The 21,385-nt window shown below is 68.1% G+C and carries 17 protein-coding genes; 7 read left to right on the plus strand and 10 right to left on the minus strand.

Annotated elements, in window-relative coordinates:
• Positions 1-64 precede the first annotated feature (64 nt).
• The 4 genes from C1926_RS03835 to lpxH all read left to right on the plus strand — a co-directional run bounded on the left by C1926_RS03835 (position 65) and on the right by lpxH (position 5,699).
• Entirely contained in the window at positions 65-3,016 is a 2,952-nt protein-coding gene (locus tag C1926_RS03835) for a TonB-dependent receptor (RefSeq protein WP_108758305.1), read from the plus strand.
• A gap of 123 nt (positions 3,017-3,139) precedes the next feature.
• Positions 3,140-4,285 carry a glycosyltransferase family 1 protein gene (locus C1926_RS03840; RefSeq protein ID WP_079220792.1) on the plus strand — a complete coding sequence of 382 codons (1,146 nt, stop codon included), beginning with the start codon at positions 3,140-3,142 and terminating at the stop codon, positions 4,283-4,285.
• Positions 4,266-4,805: a phosphatase PAP2 family protein gene (locus tag C1926_RS03845; protein ID WP_079220791.1), complete on the plus strand. Its 540-nt coding sequence runs from the start codon at positions 4,266-4,268 to the stop codon at positions 4,803-4,805. Before C1926_RS03840 ends, C1926_RS03845 begins: the two co-directional genes overlap by 20 nt.
• Before the next feature lie 147 nt (positions 4,806-4,952).
• Entirely contained in the window at positions 4,953-5,699 is a 747-nt protein-coding gene (gene lpxH / locus C1926_RS03850) for a UDP-2,3-diacylglucosamine diphosphatase (RefSeq protein ID WP_108746038.1), read from the plus strand.
• 94 nt (positions 5,700-5,793) lie between these two features.
• Here the strand turns inward: lpxH and C1926_RS03855 are convergent, their stop codons facing one another.
• Entirely contained in the window at positions 5,794-7,047 is a 1,254-nt protein-coding gene (locus tag C1926_RS03855) for a zinc-dependent metalloprotease (protein ID WP_108758306.1), read from the minus strand.
• 227 nt (positions 7,048-7,274) lie between these two features.
• Between C1926_RS03855 and C1926_RS03860 the strand changes: the two genes are divergently transcribed.
• Positions 7,275-8,741, plus strand: a complete 1,467-nt coding sequence (locus C1926_RS03860; RefSeq protein WP_108758307.1) for a DUF2235 domain-containing protein — start codon at positions 7,275-7,277, stop codon at positions 8,739-8,741.
• Between the two features lie 110 nt (positions 8,742-8,851).
• Here the strand turns inward: C1926_RS03860 and C1926_RS03865 are convergent, their stop codons facing one another.
• From C1926_RS03865 to C1926_RS03895, 7 genes are all read right to left on the minus strand, one after another.
• Entirely contained in the window at positions 8,852-9,676 is an 825-nt protein-coding gene (locus C1926_RS03865; protein ID WP_108758308.1) for a ferritin-like domain-containing protein, read from the minus strand.
• Between the two features lie 9 nt (positions 9,677-9,685).
• Complete coding sequence (gene purF, locus C1926_RS03870; protein ID WP_079220786.1) at positions 9,686-11,152, minus strand: amidophosphoribosyltransferase; 1,467 nt, start codon at positions 11,150-11,152, stop codon at positions 9,686-9,688.
• Between the two features lie 30 nt (positions 11,153-11,182).
• Positions 11,183-11,932 (minus strand): CvpA family protein, encoded by a 750-nt coding sequence (locus C1926_RS03875; protein ID WP_108758309.1) that lies wholly within the window; start codon positions 11,930-11,932, stop codon positions 11,183-11,185.
• A gap of 37 nt (positions 11,933-11,969) precedes the next feature.
• On the minus strand, positions 11,970-13,004 hold the full coding sequence (locus C1926_RS03880; protein WP_108758310.1) for an SPOR domain-containing protein: 1,035 nt from the start codon (positions 13,002-13,004) through the stop codon (positions 11,970-11,972).
• A 79-nt stretch (positions 13,005-13,083) separates the two neighbouring features.
• The gene (folC, locus tag C1926_RS03885; RefSeq protein ID WP_108758311.1) at positions 13,084-14,355 is read right to left on the minus strand and encodes a bifunctional tetrahydrofolate synthase/dihydrofolate synthase; all 1,272 of its coding nucleotides are present in this window, start codon (positions 14,353-14,355) and stop codon (positions 13,084-13,086) included.
• A gap of 34 nt (positions 14,356-14,389) precedes the next feature.
• Positions 14,390-15,034, minus strand: a complete 645-nt coding sequence (locus tag C1926_RS03890; protein WP_108758312.1) for a histidine phosphatase family protein — start codon at positions 15,032-15,034, stop codon at positions 14,390-14,392.
• Positions 15,035-15,305: 271 nt separating this feature from the next.
• Positions 15,306-17,468: a S46 family peptidase gene (locus C1926_RS03895; RefSeq protein WP_108758313.1), complete on the minus strand. Its 2,163-nt coding sequence runs from the start codon at positions 17,466-17,468 to the stop codon at positions 15,306-15,308.
• Between the two features lie 214 nt (positions 17,469-17,682).
• Between C1926_RS03895 and tdh the strand changes: the two genes are divergently transcribed.
• Positions 17,683-18,705, plus strand: a complete 1,023-nt coding sequence (gene tdh, locus C1926_RS03900) for an L-threonine 3-dehydrogenase (RefSeq protein ID WP_079225101.1) — start codon at positions 17,683-17,685, stop codon at positions 18,703-18,705.
• Between the two features lie 93 nt (positions 18,706-18,798).
• Here the strand turns inward: tdh and C1926_RS03905 are convergent, their stop codons facing one another.
• Positions 18,799-19,494, minus strand: a complete 696-nt coding sequence (locus tag C1926_RS03905; RefSeq protein WP_079220780.1) for a TorF family putative porin — start codon at positions 19,492-19,494, stop codon at positions 18,799-18,801.
• A gap of 196 nt (positions 19,495-19,690) precedes the next feature.
• Between C1926_RS03905 and kbl the strand changes: the two genes are divergently transcribed.
• Positions 19,691-20,899, plus strand: a complete 1,209-nt coding sequence (gene kbl / locus C1926_RS03910) for a glycine C-acetyltransferase (RefSeq protein ID WP_108758314.1) — start codon at positions 19,691-19,693, stop codon at positions 20,897-20,899.
• Between the two features lie 117 nt (positions 20,900-21,016).
• Here kbl and C1926_RS03915 read toward each other — a convergent pair whose 3' ends face one another.
• On the minus strand, positions 21,017-21,352 hold the full coding sequence (locus C1926_RS03915) for a hypothetical protein (protein ID WP_108758315.1): 336 nt from the start codon (positions 21,350-21,352) through the stop codon (positions 21,017-21,019).
• Positions 21,353-21,385 lie beyond the last annotated feature (33 nt).

The raw sequence follows: 21,385 nt of genomic DNA on the forward strand, positions 1-21,385 counted from the left end.
TCGTGGCGGCCGGACAAGCCCGCGCTTCGGGCGTCCGTTTCCGCACATCAGAGAGAGAAACCGCATGACGCCGAGCACCTCCCCGTTGGGTTGGGCGATCCGCTGCGCGCTGGCCACCGCCAGCACCGCGGCCGCCCTGCCCGCACTGGCGCAGGATTCCGCCGCCACGGCCGGACTGGCCCAGAATTCCCCCGCCCCGACCACGCTGGACCGCATCGAGATCACCGGTTCGCGCATCCGCCAGGTCGATCTGGAAACCGCACAGCCCGTGTTGACCATCAGCCGCGCCGACATCGAACGGCAGGGCTTCAACTCGGTGGCCGATATCCTGCAGAACCTGACCGCGATGGGCAGCCCCGCCGCCAGCCGCGCCAGCCCGTTGTCAGCGGGCGAGTCGGCCGGCGGCAGCTTCGTGGACATGCGCGGGCTGGGCGCGCAGCGCACCCTCGTGCTGGTCAACGGCAAGCGCATGGGCATGACCACCGGCGGCCTGCAGGACATTTCCACCCTGCCCGCCGCCGCCGTCGAACGCATGGAAGTGCTCAAGGATGGCGCATCGGCCATCTACGGGTCCGATGCGATGGCCGGCGTGGTCAACATCATCACCCGCCGCAACGTCGAAGGCATCAGCGCCAGCCTCTACCGGGGCCAGTACAGCCAGGGCGATGGCGACCGCACGCAGTACGACGTGGTGGGCGGCTGGTCCAACGACCGCGCCTCGATCAGCTTCGCTGCCGAACACGTCGAGGAGAAAGGCGTCTGGGCGCGCGACCGCTGGTTCAGCGCCTACACCAACACCGACCGTCATCCTGCCGATGGCTGGACCACGGTGGGCCAGTGGGGCCGCATCACCGGCTTCAATGGCCCGGGTTGCAGCAGCAGCCGCGGCTGCAGCTACTCGCTGGATCGTGGCGTGGCGCCCGGTGGCCCCGGCAGCGTCCACCTGAGCGACGACACGCCGTTCACCGGCGATGTCAGCAACAGCAACGAACAGATGCATGTGCAGACGCCGATCAAGCGCGACTCGATCTTCGTCGATGGTCGCGTCGCGCTGACCGATACGCTGCACTTCAACACCCAGCTGGCCTACAACCGACGCGAGACAACCCGGCAGATCGCCGGCTATCCGTTCCAGTCCGGCGCCGCGGGCATCAACCCGATGTCGAAGGACAGCTGGTTCAATCCGTTTGGCAGCCACCACGGTTACCAGGCTCCCAGCGACGTGAACTGGAACCGGCGTCTCTGGGAAGTCCCGCGCGTGAGCGTCAGCGACCTCACCACCTGGCAGGGCGTGGCCGCCTTCGAGGGCAGCTTCGAGCTGGGTGCGCACGGCTTCGACTGGGAAGCGGGCTACCAGTACAACCGCAGCGAACTGACCCAGCGCGCGACCGGCAATCTGCACAAGCAGCGCGTCGAAGACGCCACCGGCCCTTCGTTCTACAACGCTGCCACCGGCAAGGTCGAATGCGGCACACCCGGTGCGCCGATCGCAGGCTGCATGCCGTGGAACCCACTGGTGCCCTATGGCCAGCACGACCCCAATGGCCTGACCGGCAATCCAGCATTGATGGACTGGTTGTTCCCCGAGGAGATCAGCCGCGGCCGCACCACCAGCCGCAACCTGTTCGCCACGGTGAGTGGCACCGTGCTGGCCCTGCCGGCCGGCGACCTGGGCATGGCCGTGGGTGTGGAGAGCCGCCGCGAGGATGGCCGTTTCATTCCCGACCCGCTGGCCCAGACCGGCGCCACCACCAACCTCGCTGCAGGGCCGACCGGCGGCGGCTACCGCGTGGACGAAGCGTACCTGGAGCTGAGCGTGCCGCTGCTGCGCGACCTGCCCGCGGCGCACGAGCTCACCGTCAATGCGGCCACCCGCTATTCGGACTACAGCACCTTCGGCGATACCCTCAACAGCAAGTTCGGCTTCACCTGGAGGCCGATCGAACAGGTCCTGCTGCGCGGCACCTGGGCGCAGGGCTTCCGCTCGCCCACCATCGCCAACCTCTATGGCGGCGGCTCGCAGACCTTCACCACGGGCTTCCGCGACCCCTGCGATACCGTGTACGGCGCGGCGGCCAGCAGCCCGGAGGTGCGTGCGCGCTGCGCGGCCGACATCGCCAATGCCGACAGCTACCGCCAGCTGGGCCAGGGCAACGTACCCATTGAAAGCAGCAGTGGCCAGACCCCGCTGCCGTTCACCAACGGCTCCAACCCCGACCTGCAGCCGGAAACCGCAACCAGCCGCACCCTGGGCGTGGTCTGGAGCCCGGGCTTCGCGCCCGGCCTGAACATCGCGCTGGACTGGTGGAAGATCCGCATCGACGACACCATCGTGGCCGACCATCCCAACGACATGCTGCGCGACTGCTATGAACTGGGCATCGCCGAGCGCTGCGCCGGCTTCACCCGCGACCCGGCGCTGGGCATCGTCAACCAGCTGAAGTACGGCGTGCGCAACAGCGGCTTCCGCGAAACGCAAGGCTATGACCTGGAACTGAGCCATCGCTGGGAAACCGACTGGGGCACCCTGCGCACCGACTGGAAGAGCACCTACGTGGTGTCGTCGCGGGAACGCAGCACCAATGACGCCGGCGTGGTGCCAACACCCGGCACCGGCCTGGCCGGCGCAGGCGGGATCGGCTTCCGCACCCGCTCCAACCTGTCGCTGGACTGGGAGCGTGGCAATTTCGGCATCAACTGGGGCGTGCGCTACTACTCGGCAGTGAAGGAACAGTGCTTCAGCCCGCGCCTGCATGCCGACGAATGCTCGCACCCTGGCCAGCAGGCCCCGTGGTACAGCGGCGTGCGCAACTACAACCGCCGCGGCTCGACCACCTTCCACGATGTGCAGGTGCGCTACAGCCTGCCGTGGGACGCCACGGTATCGCTGGGTGCGAACAACGTGTTCGAGAAGTACGGTCCGATCATGTACACCCAGCCGAGCGCGAACTTCTCGTACTACGGCGGCTACGACATCGGCCGCTTCATCTACATGAAGTACCAGCAGCGCTTCTGATCCACGGCACGGCCCTTCGGGGCCGTGCTTCTGCGTACGGCGCGGCCGTCATCCGACGGTCGCAAAGCGGTAACAGGCACTACATGGGCAGGCCCGAGCATGCCGGAAAACCGGAGGCCCGCCATGCGCCATGCCATTGTCACCGAGACCTATCCGCCGGAAGTCAACGGCGTCGCACTCACCGTGCAGGGCCTGGAACTGGGACTGCGTGCGGCCGGCCATGAGGTCGACCTGATCCGTCCACGACAGGCCAGTGAAGCACTGGAATCGGCGCCCGGCACGCTGCTGGTGCCGGGCGCCGCCCTGCCCCGCTACCCGGGCCTGCGCTTCGGCCTTCCCGCGCCGATCCGCCTGGGCCGCCACTGGCAGAAGCAGCGCCCTGACGCGGTGTACATCGCCACCGAAGGCCCGCTGGGCTGGTCGGCGCTGCGCACCGCCCGCCGCCTCGGCATTCCGGTGGCGACCGGCTTCCACACCCGCTTCGACGAGTACCTGCCCGACTACGGTGTGGCCTGGCTGCAGACGGCAGCGATGCGCTGGATGCGCCGCTTCCACAACCAGGCCGATGCCACCCTGGTGCCGACCCGCGAACTGCAGCACTTCCTCACCGACCAGGGCTTCGAGCGCGTGCGCCTGCTGGCGCGCGCGGTGGACAGCCAGCAGTTCGATCCCAGCCGGCGCGATCCCGCACTGCGCGAGGAATGGGGCGTGGACGGCAACGGACTGGTCGCCATCTACGTGGGCCGCATCGCTGCCGAGAAGAACCTCGGGCTGGCGGTGAAGGCCTTCCGCCGCCTGCAGCAGGTGCGGCCGAAGGCACGCTTCGTGTGGGTCGGCGACGGCCCGGCGCGGGAGAAGCTGGCCCACGAGAACCCCGATTTCATTTTCTGCGGCATCCAGCGCGGCGACGCCCTGGCCCGCCATTTCGCCAGCGGCGACCTGTTCCTGTTCCCCAGCCGCAGCGAGACGTTCGGCAACGTGACCCTTGAAAGCATGGCCTGCGGCCTGGCCACCGTGGCCTTCGACTACGGCGCTGCGCGCGAGTACCTGCGCAACGGCGAGAACGGGGCCGCTGTGGACACCGACGAACAGTTCATCGAAGCGGCCGTGCAGCTGGCCAGCGACGATGCACTGCGGCGCGAGCTGGGCAGCAACGCCGCCCGCGCGATGAAGCGCCTGCACCCGCAGCAGGTGGTGGCCGAATTCGAAACGCTGCTGGCCGAACTGGCCCAGGCACGGAGGACCGGACATGCGCACAACGCCGCTTGAAGGACTGGCTGGCCGCGAAGCGCGGCTGTGCCGCCGGGCCAACCACTACTGCCGGCGCCGCCGCGTGCGTCGCCTGTTCTCGATCATCAGCCGCCTGGGTGATGGCGTCTTCTGGTACGTGCTCATGGGCGCGCTGGTTCTGGTCGATGGTTTCGACGGCCTGCGCGCATCGGTGCACATGGCCGCCACCGGCCTGGCCGCACTGCTGCTCTACAAGGGCCTGAAGCGCTGGACCCGGCGCCCGCGGCCGTATGCGGCCGACCTGCGCATCCGCGCCTGGGTGGCACCGCTGGACGAGTTCAGCTTCCCCTCCGGCCACACCCTGCATGCGGTGTCCTTCACCATCGTGGCGCTGGCGTACTACCCTTGGCTGGCGCCGCTGCTAGTGCCCTTCACCTTCGGCGTCGGCCTGTCGCGCGTCGTGCTGGGCCTGCACTACCCCAGCGACGTGCTGGCGGCCACCGGCATCGCCGCGCTGCTGGCCTCGGCCAGCCTGGCCTGGCTGCCGCTACCGGTGTAATTCCGGGGGGGCGGATCCCTTTCCTGCGGAAAGGGCTCTGACCCCAGCCCGACGCGCCGGTGTAACTCCGGGGGGTCGGATCCCTTTCCTGCGGAAAGGGCTCTGACCCCGGCCCGACGCGGCAAGCCGATGCCCTAGAATGCCTGCATGACGACGCTGTTCATTTCCGATCTGCACCTGGACCCCAGCCGTCCAGCCATCACCGACCTGTTCCTGCGCTTCCTGCGCGAGGACGCGCCCGGCGCGGACGCGCTGTACATCCTCGGCGATCTGTTCGAAGCCTGGATCGGCGATGACACGCCCTCGCCGGCCGCCGATGCGGTGGCCGATGCGCTGAAGGTGCTGTCCGACAGCGGCGTGCCGGTGTTCTTCATGCGCGGCAACCGCGATTTCCTGCTGGGCGAGGACTATGCGCGCCGTGCGGGCCTGCGCATCCTGCCCGACCCCTGCGTGATCGAGCTGTACGGCCGCCCGGTGATGCTGCAGCACGGCGACCTGCTGTGCACCGACGACATCCCCTACCAGCAGTTCCGCGCGCAGACCCGCGACCCGGTGTTCCAGGCCCAGTTCCTCTCGCAGCCGTTGGCCGCACGCATTGCGTTCGCGCAGAAGGCACGCGATGCCAGCCAGGCACGCCAGTCGGAAATGAAACAGGGTGACCGCGCGCAGTTCGAAACGGTGACCGACGTGGCCCCGGCCGAAGTCGAGGCCACCTTCGTGCGCCACGGCGTGGACACGATGATCCACGGCCACACCCACCGCCCGGCCATCCACACGCTGCAGGCCGGTGGCCGCAGCTGCACCCGCATCGTGCTGGGCGACTGGTACGAGCAGGGTTCGGTGCTGCGCGTGGATGCCGACGGCTGGCGCCTGGATTCGCTCAAGCGCGAATGACGGATTGCCGGCTGCCAACCAAGGTTGGCATCTACCAGAGCGCGCAGGCCGGTAGACGCCGACCCTGGTCGGCGGGTGCCATCCGGTAACCGCCTCAGCGGAAGCCGGCCACCGTGTGCTTGGTGGTGACCAGCACGCGCTGGTTGTCGGCTGAACTGGCAATGCCCATCGGGATGCCGTTGTAGCTGATGTTCGGGTTGGACCAGTAATTCAGGCGCGGGCAACCGCGGGTGCAGTCATAGGCCATGATCGTGCGCCAGCCGGTACCGGTGGCCGGCTCGTAGCGGTAGCCGTGGCCGAAGGCATACGGCGAGGTGCTCGGATCGTTGGCGATGTCATGCCGGGCACTCTGCAGGTGGCCGATCTCGTGCGCGAAGGAGTAGTACCCGGTCGCGCAGTCCCAGTACACCGCTGCGAACGCCGTGGCCGCCGTCGAGCCGATGCCCGACGCCAGGCCGCAGTAGCTGGTGTTGTTGATCAGCAGGACGCCGACATCGGCCGTCGTGCTGTTGCGGCTGGCATGGATGCTGTCCATGTAGCCGTCACTGGTCGTGCGGAAGCGGGCCAGGTCGGTGGTGAAGTTGCCCGACTCGGTATAGCTGGTGGTTTCATACCCGGCCAGCTGCATGGTGATGCCGACGTTGCTGTTGGCATACCCCTGGTTGGATTCGGCCACCGCCAGCTGCACCAGCGATTGCATGTTGCCACCATAGGCCGCCACGGCGGCATTGGTGGCCACCACCAGCACGCGGATGGTCGCGGGCGTGCCCGACGATGCCTGGGCGATGCCGATGCGATCCTGGCCCGCCATCGGAATATTCGGCAGCTGGTTGTAGTCGGCCGGGTGGTCGGCAGGCATCCGGCTTTCGTCCACCGCTACCAGGATGTGGCGATCGCCCAGCGGGCGCAGCCGGTACAGCTTGCCGTCCTTGCGGATCGAGCCGGTGAGCGTGTTGCCCGAGCGCACCACGATCAGTGAATTGCCCGGATCGTCCTGGCCATTGGAGGTCGCCTTCTGCAGGCGGTCCGACGGCGCGCGGATCTGCCCGTACCAGATGCTGCCACCGTCAGGCAGCGCCTCGACCCTGCTGCGGATCGCCTGCACCTTCTGCCCCAGCAGTTCGAATTCCAGCTGCGGCTGCGCGGTGGCGGCCGCGTCGATGCGTACTTCCTGTACCGTGGCCGTGGACGGCGTGGACAGCAGCCGGGCCAGTGCGGGATCGCTGCCGGCCGAAGCACGGCTGAGGATGGTCACCGGTTCGAACAACGGCGCGGCACTGGCCGCCGCCGCCACCGAAAGGCCCAACAACACGCCAACCGCCGTTCTACCCATCGATCTGGACATCATTCTGGTCGCTCCTGGAAGTGAGGTGGACAGCCTTGATGCATCACGACCCGGTTTGCCGGGTCTGGCCATTCGGCCTGTCCAGCGCATGTGAATTCAATAGAGGACAGGCGTCGGTATCCGGATCTGTGATCCACGGCCTCGGCGTTCAGGCAGGTCAAAAACGCCAGTACACTTCGCCAACACATGGCGTTCGCGCCACCGTGACGCGGCCACGACGGGGAACGCACATGGCACCAGGACAGCACCAGGCAGATGCGGACGCCGATCCCGGCGTGCTGCGCATTGGCCTGTTCTTCGACGGCACCCGCAACAACGCGCACAACCTCGCGCGCGGCCGGCCGCAGTCGCCGCAGCCACGCCCTGCCCTGCTCCGCGCCGACGATGACTCGACTTACCAGAGCCGGCTGACCAGCAGCTACGACAACGGCACCACCAACATCACGCGGCTGTACCAGCTGTACCCGGACAGCCGGCGCACGCCCGGCGTCGGTGCGTCGCTGGCGATCTACATCGAAGGTGTCGGCACCCGCGATGACGCCGAGGACGACCTGATCGGGCTGGCCTTCGGCGTGGGTGCCAGCGGCGTGCGCGCCAAGGTCCAGCGCGCGCTGCAGGTGCTGCTGCCGGCGGCCCTGGCCGCGCTTGCCGCGCAGCGGCGTACCCCGCTGCACAGCGTGCAGGTGGACCTGTTCGGCTACTCGCGTGGCGCGGCCGCCGCACGCGATGTCGCCAACCAGCTGCACGGCTGGGACGGCGCGCGCTGGCGACAGCTGCTGCAGCAGGCGGGCCTCGTGTGCGCGGTGGATTTCGCGGTACAGCGCCCGGCGCTGCGCTTCATCGGCCTGTTCGACACCGTGGTGGCGGTCAGCGGTGGCCGTGCCGATGAGCGGCCGCAGCTGGCCCTGCCTGCCGGCATCGCCGGCCGCGTGGTGCAGCTGGTGGCCCGCGATGAACACCGCCAGCACTACCCGCTGACCACGGTGGCACCGACGCATGCCGAGATCGTGCTGCCCGGCGTGCATGCCAACATCGGCGGCGGCTACGACCAGACCGAGGAAGGGCCGAAACTGCTGAGCCGGCCGCACCGGCAGCAGCTGCGACGCCCACCGGTGCCCGACTACCAGACGCCCTCACTGGCGCAGCTGCAGGCGACCACGGTGTACGCCGAAGCGCAGGCCGATGCCGAACGCTGGCGGCAGCAGCTGGGCCTGGACGAGAAAGAGGTGTGGGTGGATGTCTGGCACCAGTGGCAGCAGCAGCGCCGTGCCGGCAGCCGCAGCGTATTGCTGAGCCCCGTGATGTACGTGACCGCAGCGGTGGTGCTGCGCCGGCCCATCGACTGGCGCTACCAGCTGATCGGCCTGCAGGTGATGCAGCGGCAGGCCAGAGAAGCCGGCGTGCAGTGGACGGCCGAAGCGGCCGACGTGGCGGACTGGGCGTTGCCTGCCAACCTGCAGCCGATCGCACGGCGCTTGCTGGAGGGACAGGCACTGACCCCGACCCAGGAAGCGCTGCTGCGCCGCCGCTACCTGATGCAGTCGGCGCACTGGAACTTCGATGCACTGGGCGACACCGCGCTGACCTATGCGGCCGATGCCGGCGTGAGCGAGTTGCCGTACCGGCCCGGGCCCGGCCTGTTCTACATCAACCGGCCGACGGTGGACGGCAAGCGCGTGGTGCTGCCCAACGCGTGACGCGCATCCACGCGTGGCGTGGATCTACCCGCGACCCGGTGCGTGACGTGCATCGCGGCCCGGTACCTGAAGTAGATCCACGCCATGCGTGGATGGCGCCAGCGGCGTGATCAACCCGCCTGTTCGATCAGGTTGGCCAACTCGTCGGCATCGAAGCCTGCCAGCAGGCGCGCTTCCAGATTGAACGGACCGTGCAGGTAGCCGCCGGCATATTCCAGCAGCAGTTCCTTGAAGCGTGCGCGCGGCTCGACGCCGGCGCGTTCGCAGTACCAGCGGTACCAGCGCGAACCGGCAGCAACATGCGCGACTTCCTCGCGCAGGATCACTTCCAGCACATCGGCGGTTTCAGCGTCGCCGACATTGCGCAGCTTCTCGATCATGCCGGGCGTCACGTCCAGCCCGCGCGCTTCCAGTACGCGGGGTACCAGCGCCATGCGTGCCAGGCCGTCATGCGCGGTCTTCTCGCACATCTCCCACAGGCCGTTGTGCGCGGGGAAATCGGCGTACTCGTGGCCATGCACCTGCAGCCGCTCGCGCAGCAGCAGGAAGTGCCGCGACTCGTCGTCGGCGCAGCTCACCCAGTCGGCATGGAACGCCGCGGGCAGGCCACGGAAGCGATACACCGCATCCCAGGCCAGGTCGATCGCGTTCAGTTCGATGTGGGCAATGGCGTGGATGAAGGCGGCGCGGCCTTCCACCCCGCCCAGTCCACGCCGCGGCACCTGCCGCGGGTGCACCAGCACCAGCCGCGCGGGGCGGCCGGGCATGCGGATCGCTTCAGGCGGCGGCGCGTCGGCGGCCACCTTCAGGCGCCCGGCGCGGAACGCCGACGCGTAGGCCTGGGTCAGCGCCACCTTGCGCAGCGGGTCGGCTTCGGCAAGGCACTGCTGCGCAGCGCGCAGCAGGTCGCCACCGACGTCGGGGACATCGACCACGGCTGTGCCTCAGGCGCGGCGCTTGTGCTTGGCGTCGTCCGAACGCAGCTGCTGGATGCGCTCGAAGTAGCCCGGCTCGATGCCCGTCGGGTAATGGCCGTTGAAGCAGGACGAATCGAAATTGCGCAGCGCCGGATTGCCCTCGCTCACCGCCGCTTCCATGTCCTCGATGTCCTGGTAGATCAGCCAGTCGCAGCCCAGGTGGGCTTCGATCTCTTCCACCGTGCGGTTGTGCGCTACCAGTTCCTCGGCCGCCGGCATGTCGATGCCGTAGATGTTCGGGAAGCGCACCGGCGGCGCGGCGCTGGCCAGGTAGACCTTTCGCGCGCCCGCATCACGGGCCATCTGCACGATCTGCTGGCTGGTGGTGCCGCGCACGATCGAGTCGTCCACCAGCAGCACCACGCGGTTGCGGAACTCCAGGTGGATCGGGTTGAGCTTGCGGCGCACCGACTTCACCCGCTCACCCTGCCCCGGCATGATGAAGGTGCGGCCGATGTAGCGGTTCTTGATGAAGCCTTCGCGGTACTTCACGCCGAGCACGTTGGAGATTTCCAGCGCGGCATCGCGCGAGGTGTCCGGGATCGGGATGATGGTGTCGATGTCGTGGTCCGGGCGCAGGCGCAGGATCTTCTCGCCCAGCTTGATGCCCATGCGCATGCGCGCCTTGTGCACCGAGACGTTGTCGATCATCGAATCCGGGCGTGCGAAGTACACGTATTCGAAGATGCACGGGGTGTGCTCGGCCGGCTCGGCGCAGATTTCCGAGAACAGCTCGCCGCGCGCGGTGATCACCAGCGCTTCGCCCGGCTGCACGTCGCGCACGCGCTGGAAGCCCAGCACGTCCAGCGCCGCCGATTCGGACGCCACGATGTATTCGTCGCCTTCGGCGTGGCTGCGCTTGCCCAGTACCAGCGGGCGGATGCCATGCGGGTCGCGGAAGGCGACCAGGCCCAGGCCCAGCACCACGCTGACCACCGCATAGCCGCCCTTGCAGCGGCGGTGCACGCCGGCCACGGCACGGATCGCCGCTTCCGGGCTGAGCTGGCGCTGCTGTTCCAGTTCGTAGGCAAACACGTTCAGCAGCACTTCGCTGTCCGAATCGGTGTTGACGTTGCGGCGGTCCTGCTCGAACACCTGGCGGCGCAGGTCTTCGGTGTTGATCAGGTTGCCGTTGTGGGCCAGCGCGATGCCGTAGGGCGAATTGACGTAGAACGGCTGCGCTTCGTCCATGCCTTCCGAACCCGCGGTCGGGTAACGCACGTGGGCGATGCCGATGTTGCCTTCCAGGGTGGACATGGTGCGGGCGTCGAACACGTCGCGGACCAGGCCGGTGGCCTTCTGCACCCGCAGGCGGCTGCCGCTGGCGGTGGCGATGCCTGCCGCGTCCTGGCCGCGATGCTGGAGGACGGTCAAGCCGTCATACAACTGCCCGGCGACGTTCTGGTTGCCGACGATTCCGACGATGCCACACATGGTGCGAGGTCTCCGCTGGGCCGTGCCCAGTTACAAGGAAGGTGGCCGTACCTGGCCTGGGGTTCCGCCCGCAGCGGGCGCGGGCCGTGCCGGACGCTCGGGCGCCGGCTCGATGCTGCTGGGCAGTGCCGAAGCCGCGACGGGCTCCTGCTGTGCGTCCACGGGCCGCGGCCATCCGCCGCCCGCCACTACCTCGTTGAGGACGCCATTATCGCCTGTGATGCCCGGCTTGCCCAACACCTGCACAGCAGATGGGGCGTTTTCCGGCAGGGGCAAGGGCAGATGGTCGGGCAGCAGACCATCCAGTGGCAGGCCCTCCCCCCAGGCCGGCAGCTGCGCCTGCATCCAGGCGACGGCCGGCTGCAGCAGCGGCCGCAGCTGCGACTGCTGCCACGACGGCTCGCCCGGCAACGCAGTGAAGCCCGCCAGCAGCAGGAGCACGCTGGCCAGCAACAGCCCGCGCAGCAGGCCCAGCGCGCCGCCGAGCAGGCGATCCACGCCGCCCAGCAGGGTCAGCTTGATGGCAGCCTTGAGCAGCAGGCCCAGCAGGCCGACCACCACCACCGTTGCGATGAAGACGCCCAGGTAACCCGCCAGGTAGTGGCCACTGCCGGGCGGCTGCGGCGCGGCCCAGGCGTGTGCGGCCTCACTGCCGAAGGTGAAGGCCGCCCAGGCTGCAAGCAGCCAGGACAGCAGTGCGACGACAGTGCCGATGAAGCCACGCATCAGGCCGAACAGCACCGAGGCGGCAATCAGCACGCCCAGCACGATGTCGATCACGTCGCCCCCTCCTGCTTACGGCGGGCGATCGGCCGGATCATGGGTGTGGTCGGACCATGCCGGCCACGCCGACCTTGGCGGCGACCTGCGCCTTCAGCTGCTCGGCGTCGGCGCGGTTGGCCACCGGCCCGACGCGCACGCGATGCAGGGTGCCCTTCTCGGTGCGGACCTGCTCGACGAAGGCGCTGAAACCGGCGGCGCGGACCTTGTCGCGCAGCGCATTGGCATCGTTGGCCTGGCCGAATGCACCCAGCTGCACGGCAAAGCCGATGCCGCTGGCAGCCGGGGCTGCCGGCGTGGCCGGGGCCTCGGGCTTGCTGGCCGTTGCTTCCGGCTTCGGCTGCGGCTTGGCCGGTTCAGGCTTGGGCTGCGGCTTGGGGGCTTCCGGCTTGGGGGCCGGCGGCGTGGCGGCGGCCGGGGTGCTGGCCGGCAGGCTTTCGCTGCGTACCGGGTTGGCGGCAGCCGACGGCGACGGTGCAGCAACCGGCGTGCTGGCGCTCGGCGCGGCCGGGGTGGCAGCCACGGCCGAAGACGGCGCGGTGCTGGCATCCAGGGTGATGACTTCTGCCTTGACGTCACCGCGGACCTTCACCGCCTGCAGGCGCGCGGCTTCGGCCTGCGCACGGTCGGCATACGGCCCCACGCGCACGCGCCAGGCCGGGCGACCATTGATCGATGCGGTTTCGGTGAAGCCCGGCAGCTGCGAACGCTTCAGGTAGGCGATGACCGCATCGGCGTCGGCCTGGCTGCCGTAGGCACCGAAGGTGACGGCGTAGTTGCCGGCGGCGACGGCCGGCGAGGTATCCACGGTGGGCGGGGTCGCCGGCGCGGCGGCGTCCTCGACCGGCTTGACCTGGCCGCTCTGCAGGCCGGTGGCGCCACCGGCCGGGGCGACCAGCGGCAGTTCACGGGTTTCGAACTGGCCATCGGCCGGCGCGTCGGGCGCGGCAATGGGCACATTGGCCACGCCGCTGTCCGGGGCAGGCCCCTTGACCAGCATCGGCAGGAAAATCACGGCCAAGGCCACCAGGACGATGGCACCAATCAGACGCTGTTTCAGGGGCGTATCCACGTGAGGCAGGCGACAGGCTGGAGATGGGTCGATTATACGGGTGCCGGGACGAACGGCGTCGGCGCTGGCTGAACGTGGATCAGGGATGGTCCTGCAGCCACTGCAGCGCTGCCGCTGCGGTGTGGAACGAGCCGAACACCAGCACCCGGTCGCCGCGCTCGGCCTGGGCCAACGCCTGCTGCAGCGCCTGCTCGACGCTGTCGGCCAGCGCGGCCGTCGCGGCCGGGGTATCGGCCAGGCGTGCCTGCAACTGCTGCGCGCTCTGCCCACGGGGGCCTTCCAGCCCGGCCAGGGTCCACTGCGCGACGCTGTCCTGCAGCGCCTGCACCACGCCTGCGGCGTCCTTGTCCTGCAGCGCCGCGTACACCGCCAGGGTGCGGCCGGGCGCCACGTCGGCGTTCAGCGCGCGGGCCAGCTGGCCCGCGGCCTGCGGGTTGTGGCCGACGTCCACGCGGATCTGCACACCATCACGCTCGAAGGCCTGCATGCGGCCAGCGATGCGCGCGGCGGCGATGCCGGCGGCCCAGGCCGCACGCGGCACCGGCCGGTCCAGCGCGCGCAGCGCGGCGATGGCAGCACCGGCATTGGCCAGCTGGATCGGAGCGGCCAGCGACGGGGTCGGCAGTTCCATGCGCAGACCGACATCGCGCCAGCGCCAGCGCTGGGCATCGATCGGCTCATGGAAATAATCGCTGCCGCCGCGGATGGCGTTGGCACCCAGCCGATAGGCCCGGTCCAGCACGCTGGACGGCGGGTCGGTCTCGCCCAGGATCACCGGCTTCCAGCCGCGGATGATGCCGGCCTTCTCGGCGCCGATCGCCTCGCGGTCCTCGCCCAGCCACTCGGCATGGTCGATGTCCACGGTGGTGATGACCGAAACGTCGGCATCGATGATGTTGACTGCATCCAGGCGCCCGCCCAGGCCCACTTCCAGCACGGCCAGGTCCAGCCCGGCATCGGCAAACAGCTGCAGCGCGGCCAGGGTGCCGTACTCGAAATAGGTCAGGGTGATTCCACCGCGCGCGGCTTCCACCGTGTTGAACGCCGCGACCAGCGCGGCGTCCTCCACGTCCTGGCCATCGATGCGCACCCGCTCGTTGTAGCGCAGCAGGTGTGGCGAGGTGTACGCGCCGACCTTCCAGCCGGCGGCACGGCCGATGGCCTCGATGAACGCCACCGTGGAACCCTTGCCGTTGGTGCCACCGACCACGATGGTGCGCTTGGCCGGCGCGCCCAGGCCCATCGCGGTGGCCACGGCGCGCACGCGCTCCAGGCCCATGTCGATGGTCGCCGGGTGCTGGCGTTCGATGTAGTCCAGCCAGTCGGCCAGGGTGGTCGGGGTGTTCGTCACGGCAGGGGTTCCAGCAGAAGCAGGTGGTTCGGGATCAGAGCGCGCGGTGCTTGGCTTCGCCGAAGAACGGCGTGTGGTGGGCGCAGTCGTTCAGGCGCACCACTTCCAGGCTGTCCAGGTCGGCGCCTTCGAGCAGGTTCAGGGTGGTCGGGGCCTGGCGGAAGGTCCACAGGCGGGAAATCGGCAGGCCCAGCACCTTGCACAGGATCACCCGGTTGACCGCGTCATGGGCGACCACCAGCAGGGTGTCATGTTCGCCGAGGCCTTCGGCGGCACGGGCCAGGCCGCGCCAGCTGCGCTCGAGCACCAGGCGCAGCGATTCGCCGCCGGGCATCAGCACGGTATCGGGTTCCTCGCGCCAGGCCTTCAGGCGCGACGGGTCTTTATCGTTGATCTCGCTGGCCAGCAGGCCTTCCCACTCACCGTGGGCGATTTCCTGCAGGTCCGGTTCGGTCTGCAGCATGCCGGCGCGGTCGGCGCCGAGGGCGAGCTGGGCGGTCAGCTGGGCGCGCGACAGCGGCGACGCCACGGCACGGGCGATGTCCACCGAAGCGAGACGGGCGCCCAGGGCCTGGGCCTGGGCTTCGCCGATGGGCGAAAGCGGGATGTCGATCTGGCCCTGGTAGCGGCCTTCGGCGTTCCACGGCGTTTCGCCGTGACGGGCAAGCAGGATGCGCATGCGAACAAGGGGTCCTGGGGGGAGGAGGTTTCCGCGTTTCGTTCACATCCTGTGAAGTACGCGGAACAGGGATGATACCTGTTCGGCGGACCCGGCCGGTCGGGGCATGAAAAAACCCCGCGACCGGGGTCGCGGGGTTTCAGGTTGCAGACGGTTACCGCCAGCGTTGCCGGCCAGCGGCCGGCACTACCTTATTTGGCCAGGTCAGTAGATCCACGCCATGCGTGGATGATCCGCCCGGTGGAGTTGCCGGCCAGCGGCCGGCACTACCTTATTTGGACAGGTTCAGTTCCTTCAGCAGCTGCGGCGCCGGCGCCACTTCCTGCATGATCCACTGCATGTAACGGCTGTCCACGGCGATCATGCGGGTCATCACCGGGTCGAACACCCAGTTGGAGCTGACCGATTCCCAGTTGCCGTCGAAGGCCAGGCCGACCAGCTTGCCGTGCGCGTCCAGCACCGGCGAACCGGAGTTGCCGCCGGTGATGTCCAGGTTGGACAGGAAGTTCACCGGCACCGAACCGATGCGCTTGTCTTCCAGGCCGCCGTAACGCTTGGCCTTGACCGCATCCAGCAGCGCCTTCGGCGAATCGAACGGGTCTTCGCCGGTTTCCTTGGCCGCCACGCCTTCCAGGGTGGTGAACGGGGTGTACTGCACGCCGTCCTTGCCATAGCCCATGACGTTGCCGAAGGTGATTCGCAGCGACAGGTTGGCGTCCGGGTAGACGAACTCGCCCTTGCTCTTCTTGTAGTCGGCCACGGCCTGCAGGTACAGCGGACGCGCGGTCAGCGATTCGCCCTCGCGGATCTTGCGCTGCTCTTCCTGCTTCAGCAGCGCCGGCATGACGGCCACCGCGTACTGGATCGCCGGATCGGTGCTGGCTTCGAAGGCGGCGCGGTCGGCGTTGAACCACTTCAGGCGCGTGTCGAGGTTGCCCAGCTGGGTGCCCGACAGCTTGCCCACCAGCGACTTCACGGCGGCCTCGTTGCTGCCGCCCAGCCAGGTGTTCAGCACTTCGTTGTCACGCTGCGCGGCCGGCAGGGCCACGTACTGGTCCAGCCAGTAGGTCTGCAGCTGCTGGTCCATCTTCGCCACGTAGCGGCGGTCCATCTGCTTCAGGCCACCTTCGATGGTGGTCAGGTCGCGCTGCTGGTAGCCCGCTTCGCGCTCGGCGTCCGGCTTGGCGCGCTCGATCGACAGGCGGTACAGGGTGATGGCGGCGCTGACCGCCGAGGTGTTGTTGAACTGCGACACGAACAGGTCGCGCTCGCGCGTGGCCTTGCTGGTGTCCAGGTGCTGGAGCAGCTGCGCGTGCGCGGCCAGGGCCGGCTTGCCGGCGGTGCCCTGCTTCTTCAGCCACGCCAGCACAGCCGCTTCCTCGGCCTGCTTCTGGCCAGCGGCATCGATGCGCTTGAAGCCTTCCAGCTGGCCCAGGTAGTTCTTGGCCACGTTGTTCATGCTGGCAGCGGTGGCGGCGTACTTCACCTTCACGTCCGGGTCGGCCTTGCCGGCCTCGTCGATCATCTTCAGCACCGCGTTGTAATGGCGGGCGATGGTCGGGTAGGTGAAGCTGGCGGTCTCGTTGAACTCACCGGCCAGGGCGTAGCGGTTGGTGCGGCCCGGGTAACCGGCCACCATCACGAAGTCGTCGGCGCCCAGCGGCTGGTCGGCGAACTTCAGGAAGTGCTTGGGCTGGTAGGGCACGTTGTCGGCCGAGAACGCCGCCGGCTTGCCGTCCTTGCCGACGTAGGCGCGGTAGAACGAGAAATCGCCGGTGTGGCGCGGCCACATCCAGTTGTCGATGTCGCCGCCGAACTTGCCGACGCTGCCCGGGGGCGCGTAGACCAGGCGCACGTCCTTGATTTCCATGTTGCGGAACAGGCGGTAGGTGTTGCCGCCGCTGAACGAGTACAGGCGGCAGCGGAAGCCGGCGTCGGCTTCACAGGCGGCCACCTGGGCCTTGTCGAAGGCATCCAGGGCGCGGCTGCGGGCCAGCGGATCCTTGCCGGCGGCGGCGATGGCGGCCTTGGCCTGGGCCGTGACGTCGGTGATCTGGTCGAGCACGAACACGCGGGCGTTCGGGCCGGCGCTCAGTTCGTCCTTCTGGGTCGGCGCGTTGAAGCCGTCCTTGATCAGGTTCTTCTGCGCGGTCGAATTGAGCTGGATGGCGCCGTAGGCACAGTGGTGGTTGGTGACCACCAGGCCCTGCGGGGAGACGAAGCTGGCGGTGCAGCCACCCAGCGCAACCACCGCACCCATCGGGTCGCCGGTCAGGTCGGCCAGCTGTTCAGGGGACAGCTTCAGGCCGGCCTTCTGCAGCGGGCCGGCAATCTCCGGCAGCTGCTGCGGCACCCACATGCCTTCGGCGGCATGGGCGACCTGGACCAGCCCGAGGCTGGCGACGACGGAGAATGCAAGCAGGTTCGAGCGCATCGAGCGGCCCCTGGTGAAAGAACCGCCGAGTGTAGCCCAGCCCCCTGCCCCGCCCCGATGCCCGGAAGTCATGGGCCGGGCCACTGCTTCCGCCGGGCATGGCCCGGCGCTACCGGGGGCTCAATGCACCCGCAGCGCAACATGGGAATTCCGAGCAGCCCTCTATAATCCGCGTTTTCCCCCAGATGAGTTCCACCCGATGGCGCAGCAAACGATGAAGGCCCTGGTCAAGCGCGAAGCAGCCAAGGGCATCTGGCTCGAAGAGGTTCCGGTGCCGACCCCGGGCCCGAACGAGGTCCTGATCAAGCTGGAAAAGACCGCCATCTGCGGTACCGACCTGCACATCTACCTGTGGGACGACTGGAGCCAGCGCACCATCAAGCCGGGCCTGACCATCGGCCACGAGTTCGTGGGCCGCATCGCCGAACTCGGCTCGGCCGTCACCGGCTATGAAGTCGGCCAGCGCGTCTCGGCCGAAGGCCACATCGTCTGCGGCCACTGCCGCAACTGCCGCGGCGGCCGCCCGCACCTGTGCCCGAACACCGTCGGCATCGGCGTCAACGTCAACGGCGCCTTCGCCGAATACATGGTGATGCCGGCCAGCAACCTGTGGCCGATCCCCGACCAGATCCCGTCGGAACTGGCCGCCTTCTTCGACCCGTACGGCAATGCCGCGCACTGCGCGCTGGAATTTGACGTCATCGGCGAGGACGTGCTGATCACCGGCGCAGGCCCGATCGGCATCATCGCCGCGGGCATCTGCAAGCACATCGGCGCACGCAACGTGGTCGTCACCGACGTCAACGACTTCCGCCTGAAGCTGGCCGCCGACATGGGTGCCACCCGCGTGGTCAACGTCGCCAACCAGTCGCTGAAGGACGTGATGAAGGAACTGCACATGGAGGGCTTCGACGTGGGCCTGGAAATGAGCGGCAACCCGCGTGCCTTCAACGACATGCTCGACTGCATGTACCACGGCGGCAAGATCGCCATGCTGGGCATCATGCCCAGGGGCGCCGGCTGCGACTGGGACAAGATCATCTTCAAGGGCCTGACCGTGCAGGGCATCTACGGCCGCAAGATGTACGAGACCTGGTACAAGATGACCCAGCTGGTGCTGTCCGGCTTCCCGCTGGGCAAGGTGATGACCCACCAGCTGCCGATCGACGATTTCCAGAAGGGCTTCGACCTGATGGAAGAAGGCAAGGCCGGCAAGGTGGTCCTCAGCTGGAACTGACCGGCATACGGTAGCGCCGGGCCATGCCCGGCGTTGCGGCAAAGAAAAAGGCGCCCATCGGGCGCCTTTTTCGTGGGCAACAGCAGCGCCGGATCAGTTACCGATCGCGACGGTGAACACAACGCGGTTGTCGGCCAGCTTGCCGTTGTTGTCGCGGCCTGCGCCATCGGTGCCGTGGTAGGCCACGCCCAGGTTGAACATGCCGAACTGACGGGATACGCCGACGTTGAAATCGGTGTAATCCTTGCCGTAATCCGTTTCAAGCGTGGTGCGGCCGACGTTGGCGCTCAGCGTGAAGTCCTGCGGCAGGCCCCACTCCCCGCCAACGGCGTAGTACCAGCTCTTGGTATCCGAACCGGAAAGGTCGTTGGTGTAGGCCACGGTAAGCTTGTACTGCTCAGCAAACGTGGTGGTCGTGATCAACTCGTTGTAGTTCAGTTCGCTGGCACCGGGATAGGTGTAGCGGTTGAGCAGCACGTCGAAGTTGACCTTGTCGCTGACGTCGATGCCGTAGCCGATCAGGTAGTCCAGCTCGACGTTCGGGTCGCCCGGCCCGAAATCGACACCCGATCCCCACACACCGGCGTAAAGGCCAACCGGGCTGGTATAGGTGAAGCCGGCCTGCAGGGTGGGATCTTCATCAGTCTGGGAGACGCCACGGAACACGTAGTCGGACACGCCGGTCACGTTCCAGCTGTACGGCGATGCGGCCTCATCCTGGGCACTGGCGGCGAAGGGGGCGAGACAGAGGGCGGCGGCGAGGGCGAGGCAGCTGCGGGCAGGCTTCATGTGCATCTCCGGATGGCGGTGGCGGGGGGAGGCGGGTGGCGCGGCCGGCGGCATCGCTACCGGTTCACGGTTTTTTAACCTGTTTGATATTGCGATGCAACATGTGCCGGCCATGGCGATGGCCCGCCGCGGACGGCTGCCGGCCACCGTTGCCCGGTAGAATCAGCGGTTTCCCGTGCTGAGCCGTGCCCACGCCATGACCGAGACCTCCTCTGCCCTGACCCGCCACTACGCCGAGGAACTGGACGCCATCCGCGCCCAGGGCCTGTTCAAGTCCGAGCGGATCATCACCAGCCCGCAGTCGGCCGAGATCACCCTCGACGATGGCCGCACCGTGCTCAACTTCTGCGCCAACAACTACCTGGGCCTGGCCGACCACCCGGACCTGATCCAGGCGGCCAAGGACGCCCTGGATACCCACGGCTTCGGCATGGCCTCGGTGCGCTTCATCTGCGGCACCCAGGACCTGCACAAGCAGCTGGAAAAGCAGATCGCCGACTTCTTCGGCAAGCAGGACACCATCCTGTATGCGGCCTGCTTCGATGCCAACGGCGGCCTGTTCGAGCCGCTGCTGGGCGAGAACGACGCGATCATTTCCGACGCACTGAACCACGCCTCGATCATCGATGGCGTGCGCCTGTGCAAGGCCAAGCGCTTCCGCTACGCCAACTGCGACATGGCCGATCTGGAAGCGCAGCTGCAGGCCGCTGACGCCGCCGGCTGCAAGACCAAGCTGATCACCACCGACGGCGTGTTCTCGATGGACGGCTTCATCGCCCCGCTGGACGAGATCACCGCGCTGGCGAAGAAGTACAACGCCCTGGTGCACATCGACGAATGCCACGCCACCGGCTTCCTCGGTGCCAGCGGCCGCGGCTCGGCCGAAGTGAAGGGCGTGCTGGAGAAGATCGACATCATCACCGGCACCCTGGGCAAGGCCATGGGCGGCGCTCTGGGCGGCTTCACCTGTGCCAGCGCCGAAGTGATCGAGCTGCTGCGCCAGCGCTCGCGCCCGTACCTGTTCTCCAACTCGCTGCCGCCGCACGTGGTCGCCGCTGGCATCAAGGCCTTCGAGATGCTGGCCGCCGCCGATGACCTGCGCGACACCCTGGTGGAAAACACCCGCTACTTCCGCGAAAAGATGGTTGCCGCCGGTTTCGACGTGAAGCCGGGCGTGCACCCGATCAGCCCGGTGATGCTGTACGACGCACCGCTGGCGCAGAAGTTCGCCCAGCGCCTGCTGGAAGAAGGCATCTACGCGATCGGCTTCTTCTTCCCGGTCGTGCCCAAGGGCCAGGCACGCATCCGTACCCAGATCAGCGCCGCACACACGCGCGAACACCTGGACCGCGCCATCGATGCGTTCACCCGCATCGGCCTGGAACTGGGCGTCATCAAGGGCTGATGATGCCCCGGGGTCGGATCCCTTTCCGCAGGAAAGGGCTCTGACCCCAGCAACAGCCTCCGCGCTACGCGCTCGCCGGGCACGGCCCGGCGCTACCGGCGTGACGCGCTACGCGCGTCACTTCTTCTTTTTCTTCTTGTCCTTGGGCTCGTCCTTGCTGGCCACCACCACCGGCTTGGCGGCGGCGTCCTGCGCATTGCCCTTGGCCACGCGGATGCCGTTGGCCTTCATCCAGGCATCGAACTCATCGGCGGTCATCTTGTGGTCGCCGTCGCTCATCATGAAGCGGTAACTGCCGCGGCCGTCCAGTTCCGGGGTTTTCACTTCCACCACCGGCATTTCCGCCGGGACTTCGGCCTTGGCCACTTTCTTGTGGCCACTGCAGGCGGCCAGCAGCGCAAGCGGCAGCAACAGGCCGGCGCAGCGCAGGGTTCGGTCGAGGGTCGGGTACATGGGCACGCTCCGTTCAAGTAAATCGAAAACCAG

Source organism: Stenotrophomonas sp. ZAC14A_NAIMI4_1 (assembly GCF_003086915.1).
GTDB lineage: Bacteria > Pseudomonadota > Gammaproteobacteria > Xanthomonadales > Xanthomonadaceae > Stenotrophomonas.

Coding starts and splice junctions, on each gene's coding strand:
- C1926_RS03835 (WP_108758305.1), top strand. CDS start 65: ATGACGCCGAGCACCTCCCCGTTGGGTTGGGCGATCCGCTGCGCGCTG.
- C1926_RS03840 (WP_079220792.1), top strand. CDS start 3,140: ATGCGCCATGCCATTGTCACCGAGACCTATCCGCCGGAAGTCAACGGC.
- C1926_RS03845 (WP_079220791.1), top strand. CDS start 4,266: ATGCGCACAACGCCGCTTGAAGGACTGGCTGGCCGCGAAGCGCGGCTG.
- lpxH (WP_108746038.1), top strand. CDS start 4,953: ATGACGACGCTGTTCATTTCCGATCTGCACCTGGACCCCAGCCGTCCA.
- C1926_RS03855 (WP_108758306.1), bottom strand. CDS start 7,047: ATGATGTCCAGATCGATGGGTAGAACGGCGGTTGGCGTGTTGTTGGGC.
- C1926_RS03860 (WP_108758307.1), top strand. CDS start 7,275: ATGGCACCAGGACAGCACCAGGCAGATGCGGACGCCGATCCCGGCGTG.
- purF (WP_079220786.1), bottom strand. CDS start 11,152: ATGTGTGGCATCGTCGGAATCGTCGGCAACCAGAACGTCGCCGGGCAG.
- C1926_RS03890 (WP_108758312.1), bottom strand. CDS start 15,034: ATGCGCATCCTGCTTGCCCGTCACGGCGAAACGCCGTGGAACGCCGAA.
- C1926_RS03895 (WP_108758313.1), bottom strand. CDS start 17,468: ATGCGCTCGAACCTGCTTGCATTCTCCGTCGTCGCCAGCCTCGGGCTG.
- tdh (WP_079225101.1), top strand. CDS start 17,683: ATGAAGGCCCTGGTCAAGCGCGAAGCAGCCAAGGGCATCTGGCTCGAA.
- C1926_RS03905 (WP_079220780.1), bottom strand. CDS start 19,494: ATGAAGCCTGCCCGCAGCTGCCTCGCCCTCGCCGCCGCCCTCTGTCTC.
- kbl (WP_108758314.1), top strand. CDS start 19,691: ATGACCGAGACCTCCTCTGCCCTGACCCGCCACTACGCCGAGGAACTG.
- C1926_RS03915 (WP_108758315.1), bottom strand. CDS start 21,352: ATGTACCCGACCCTCGACCGAACCCTGCGCTGCGCCGGCCTGTTGCTG.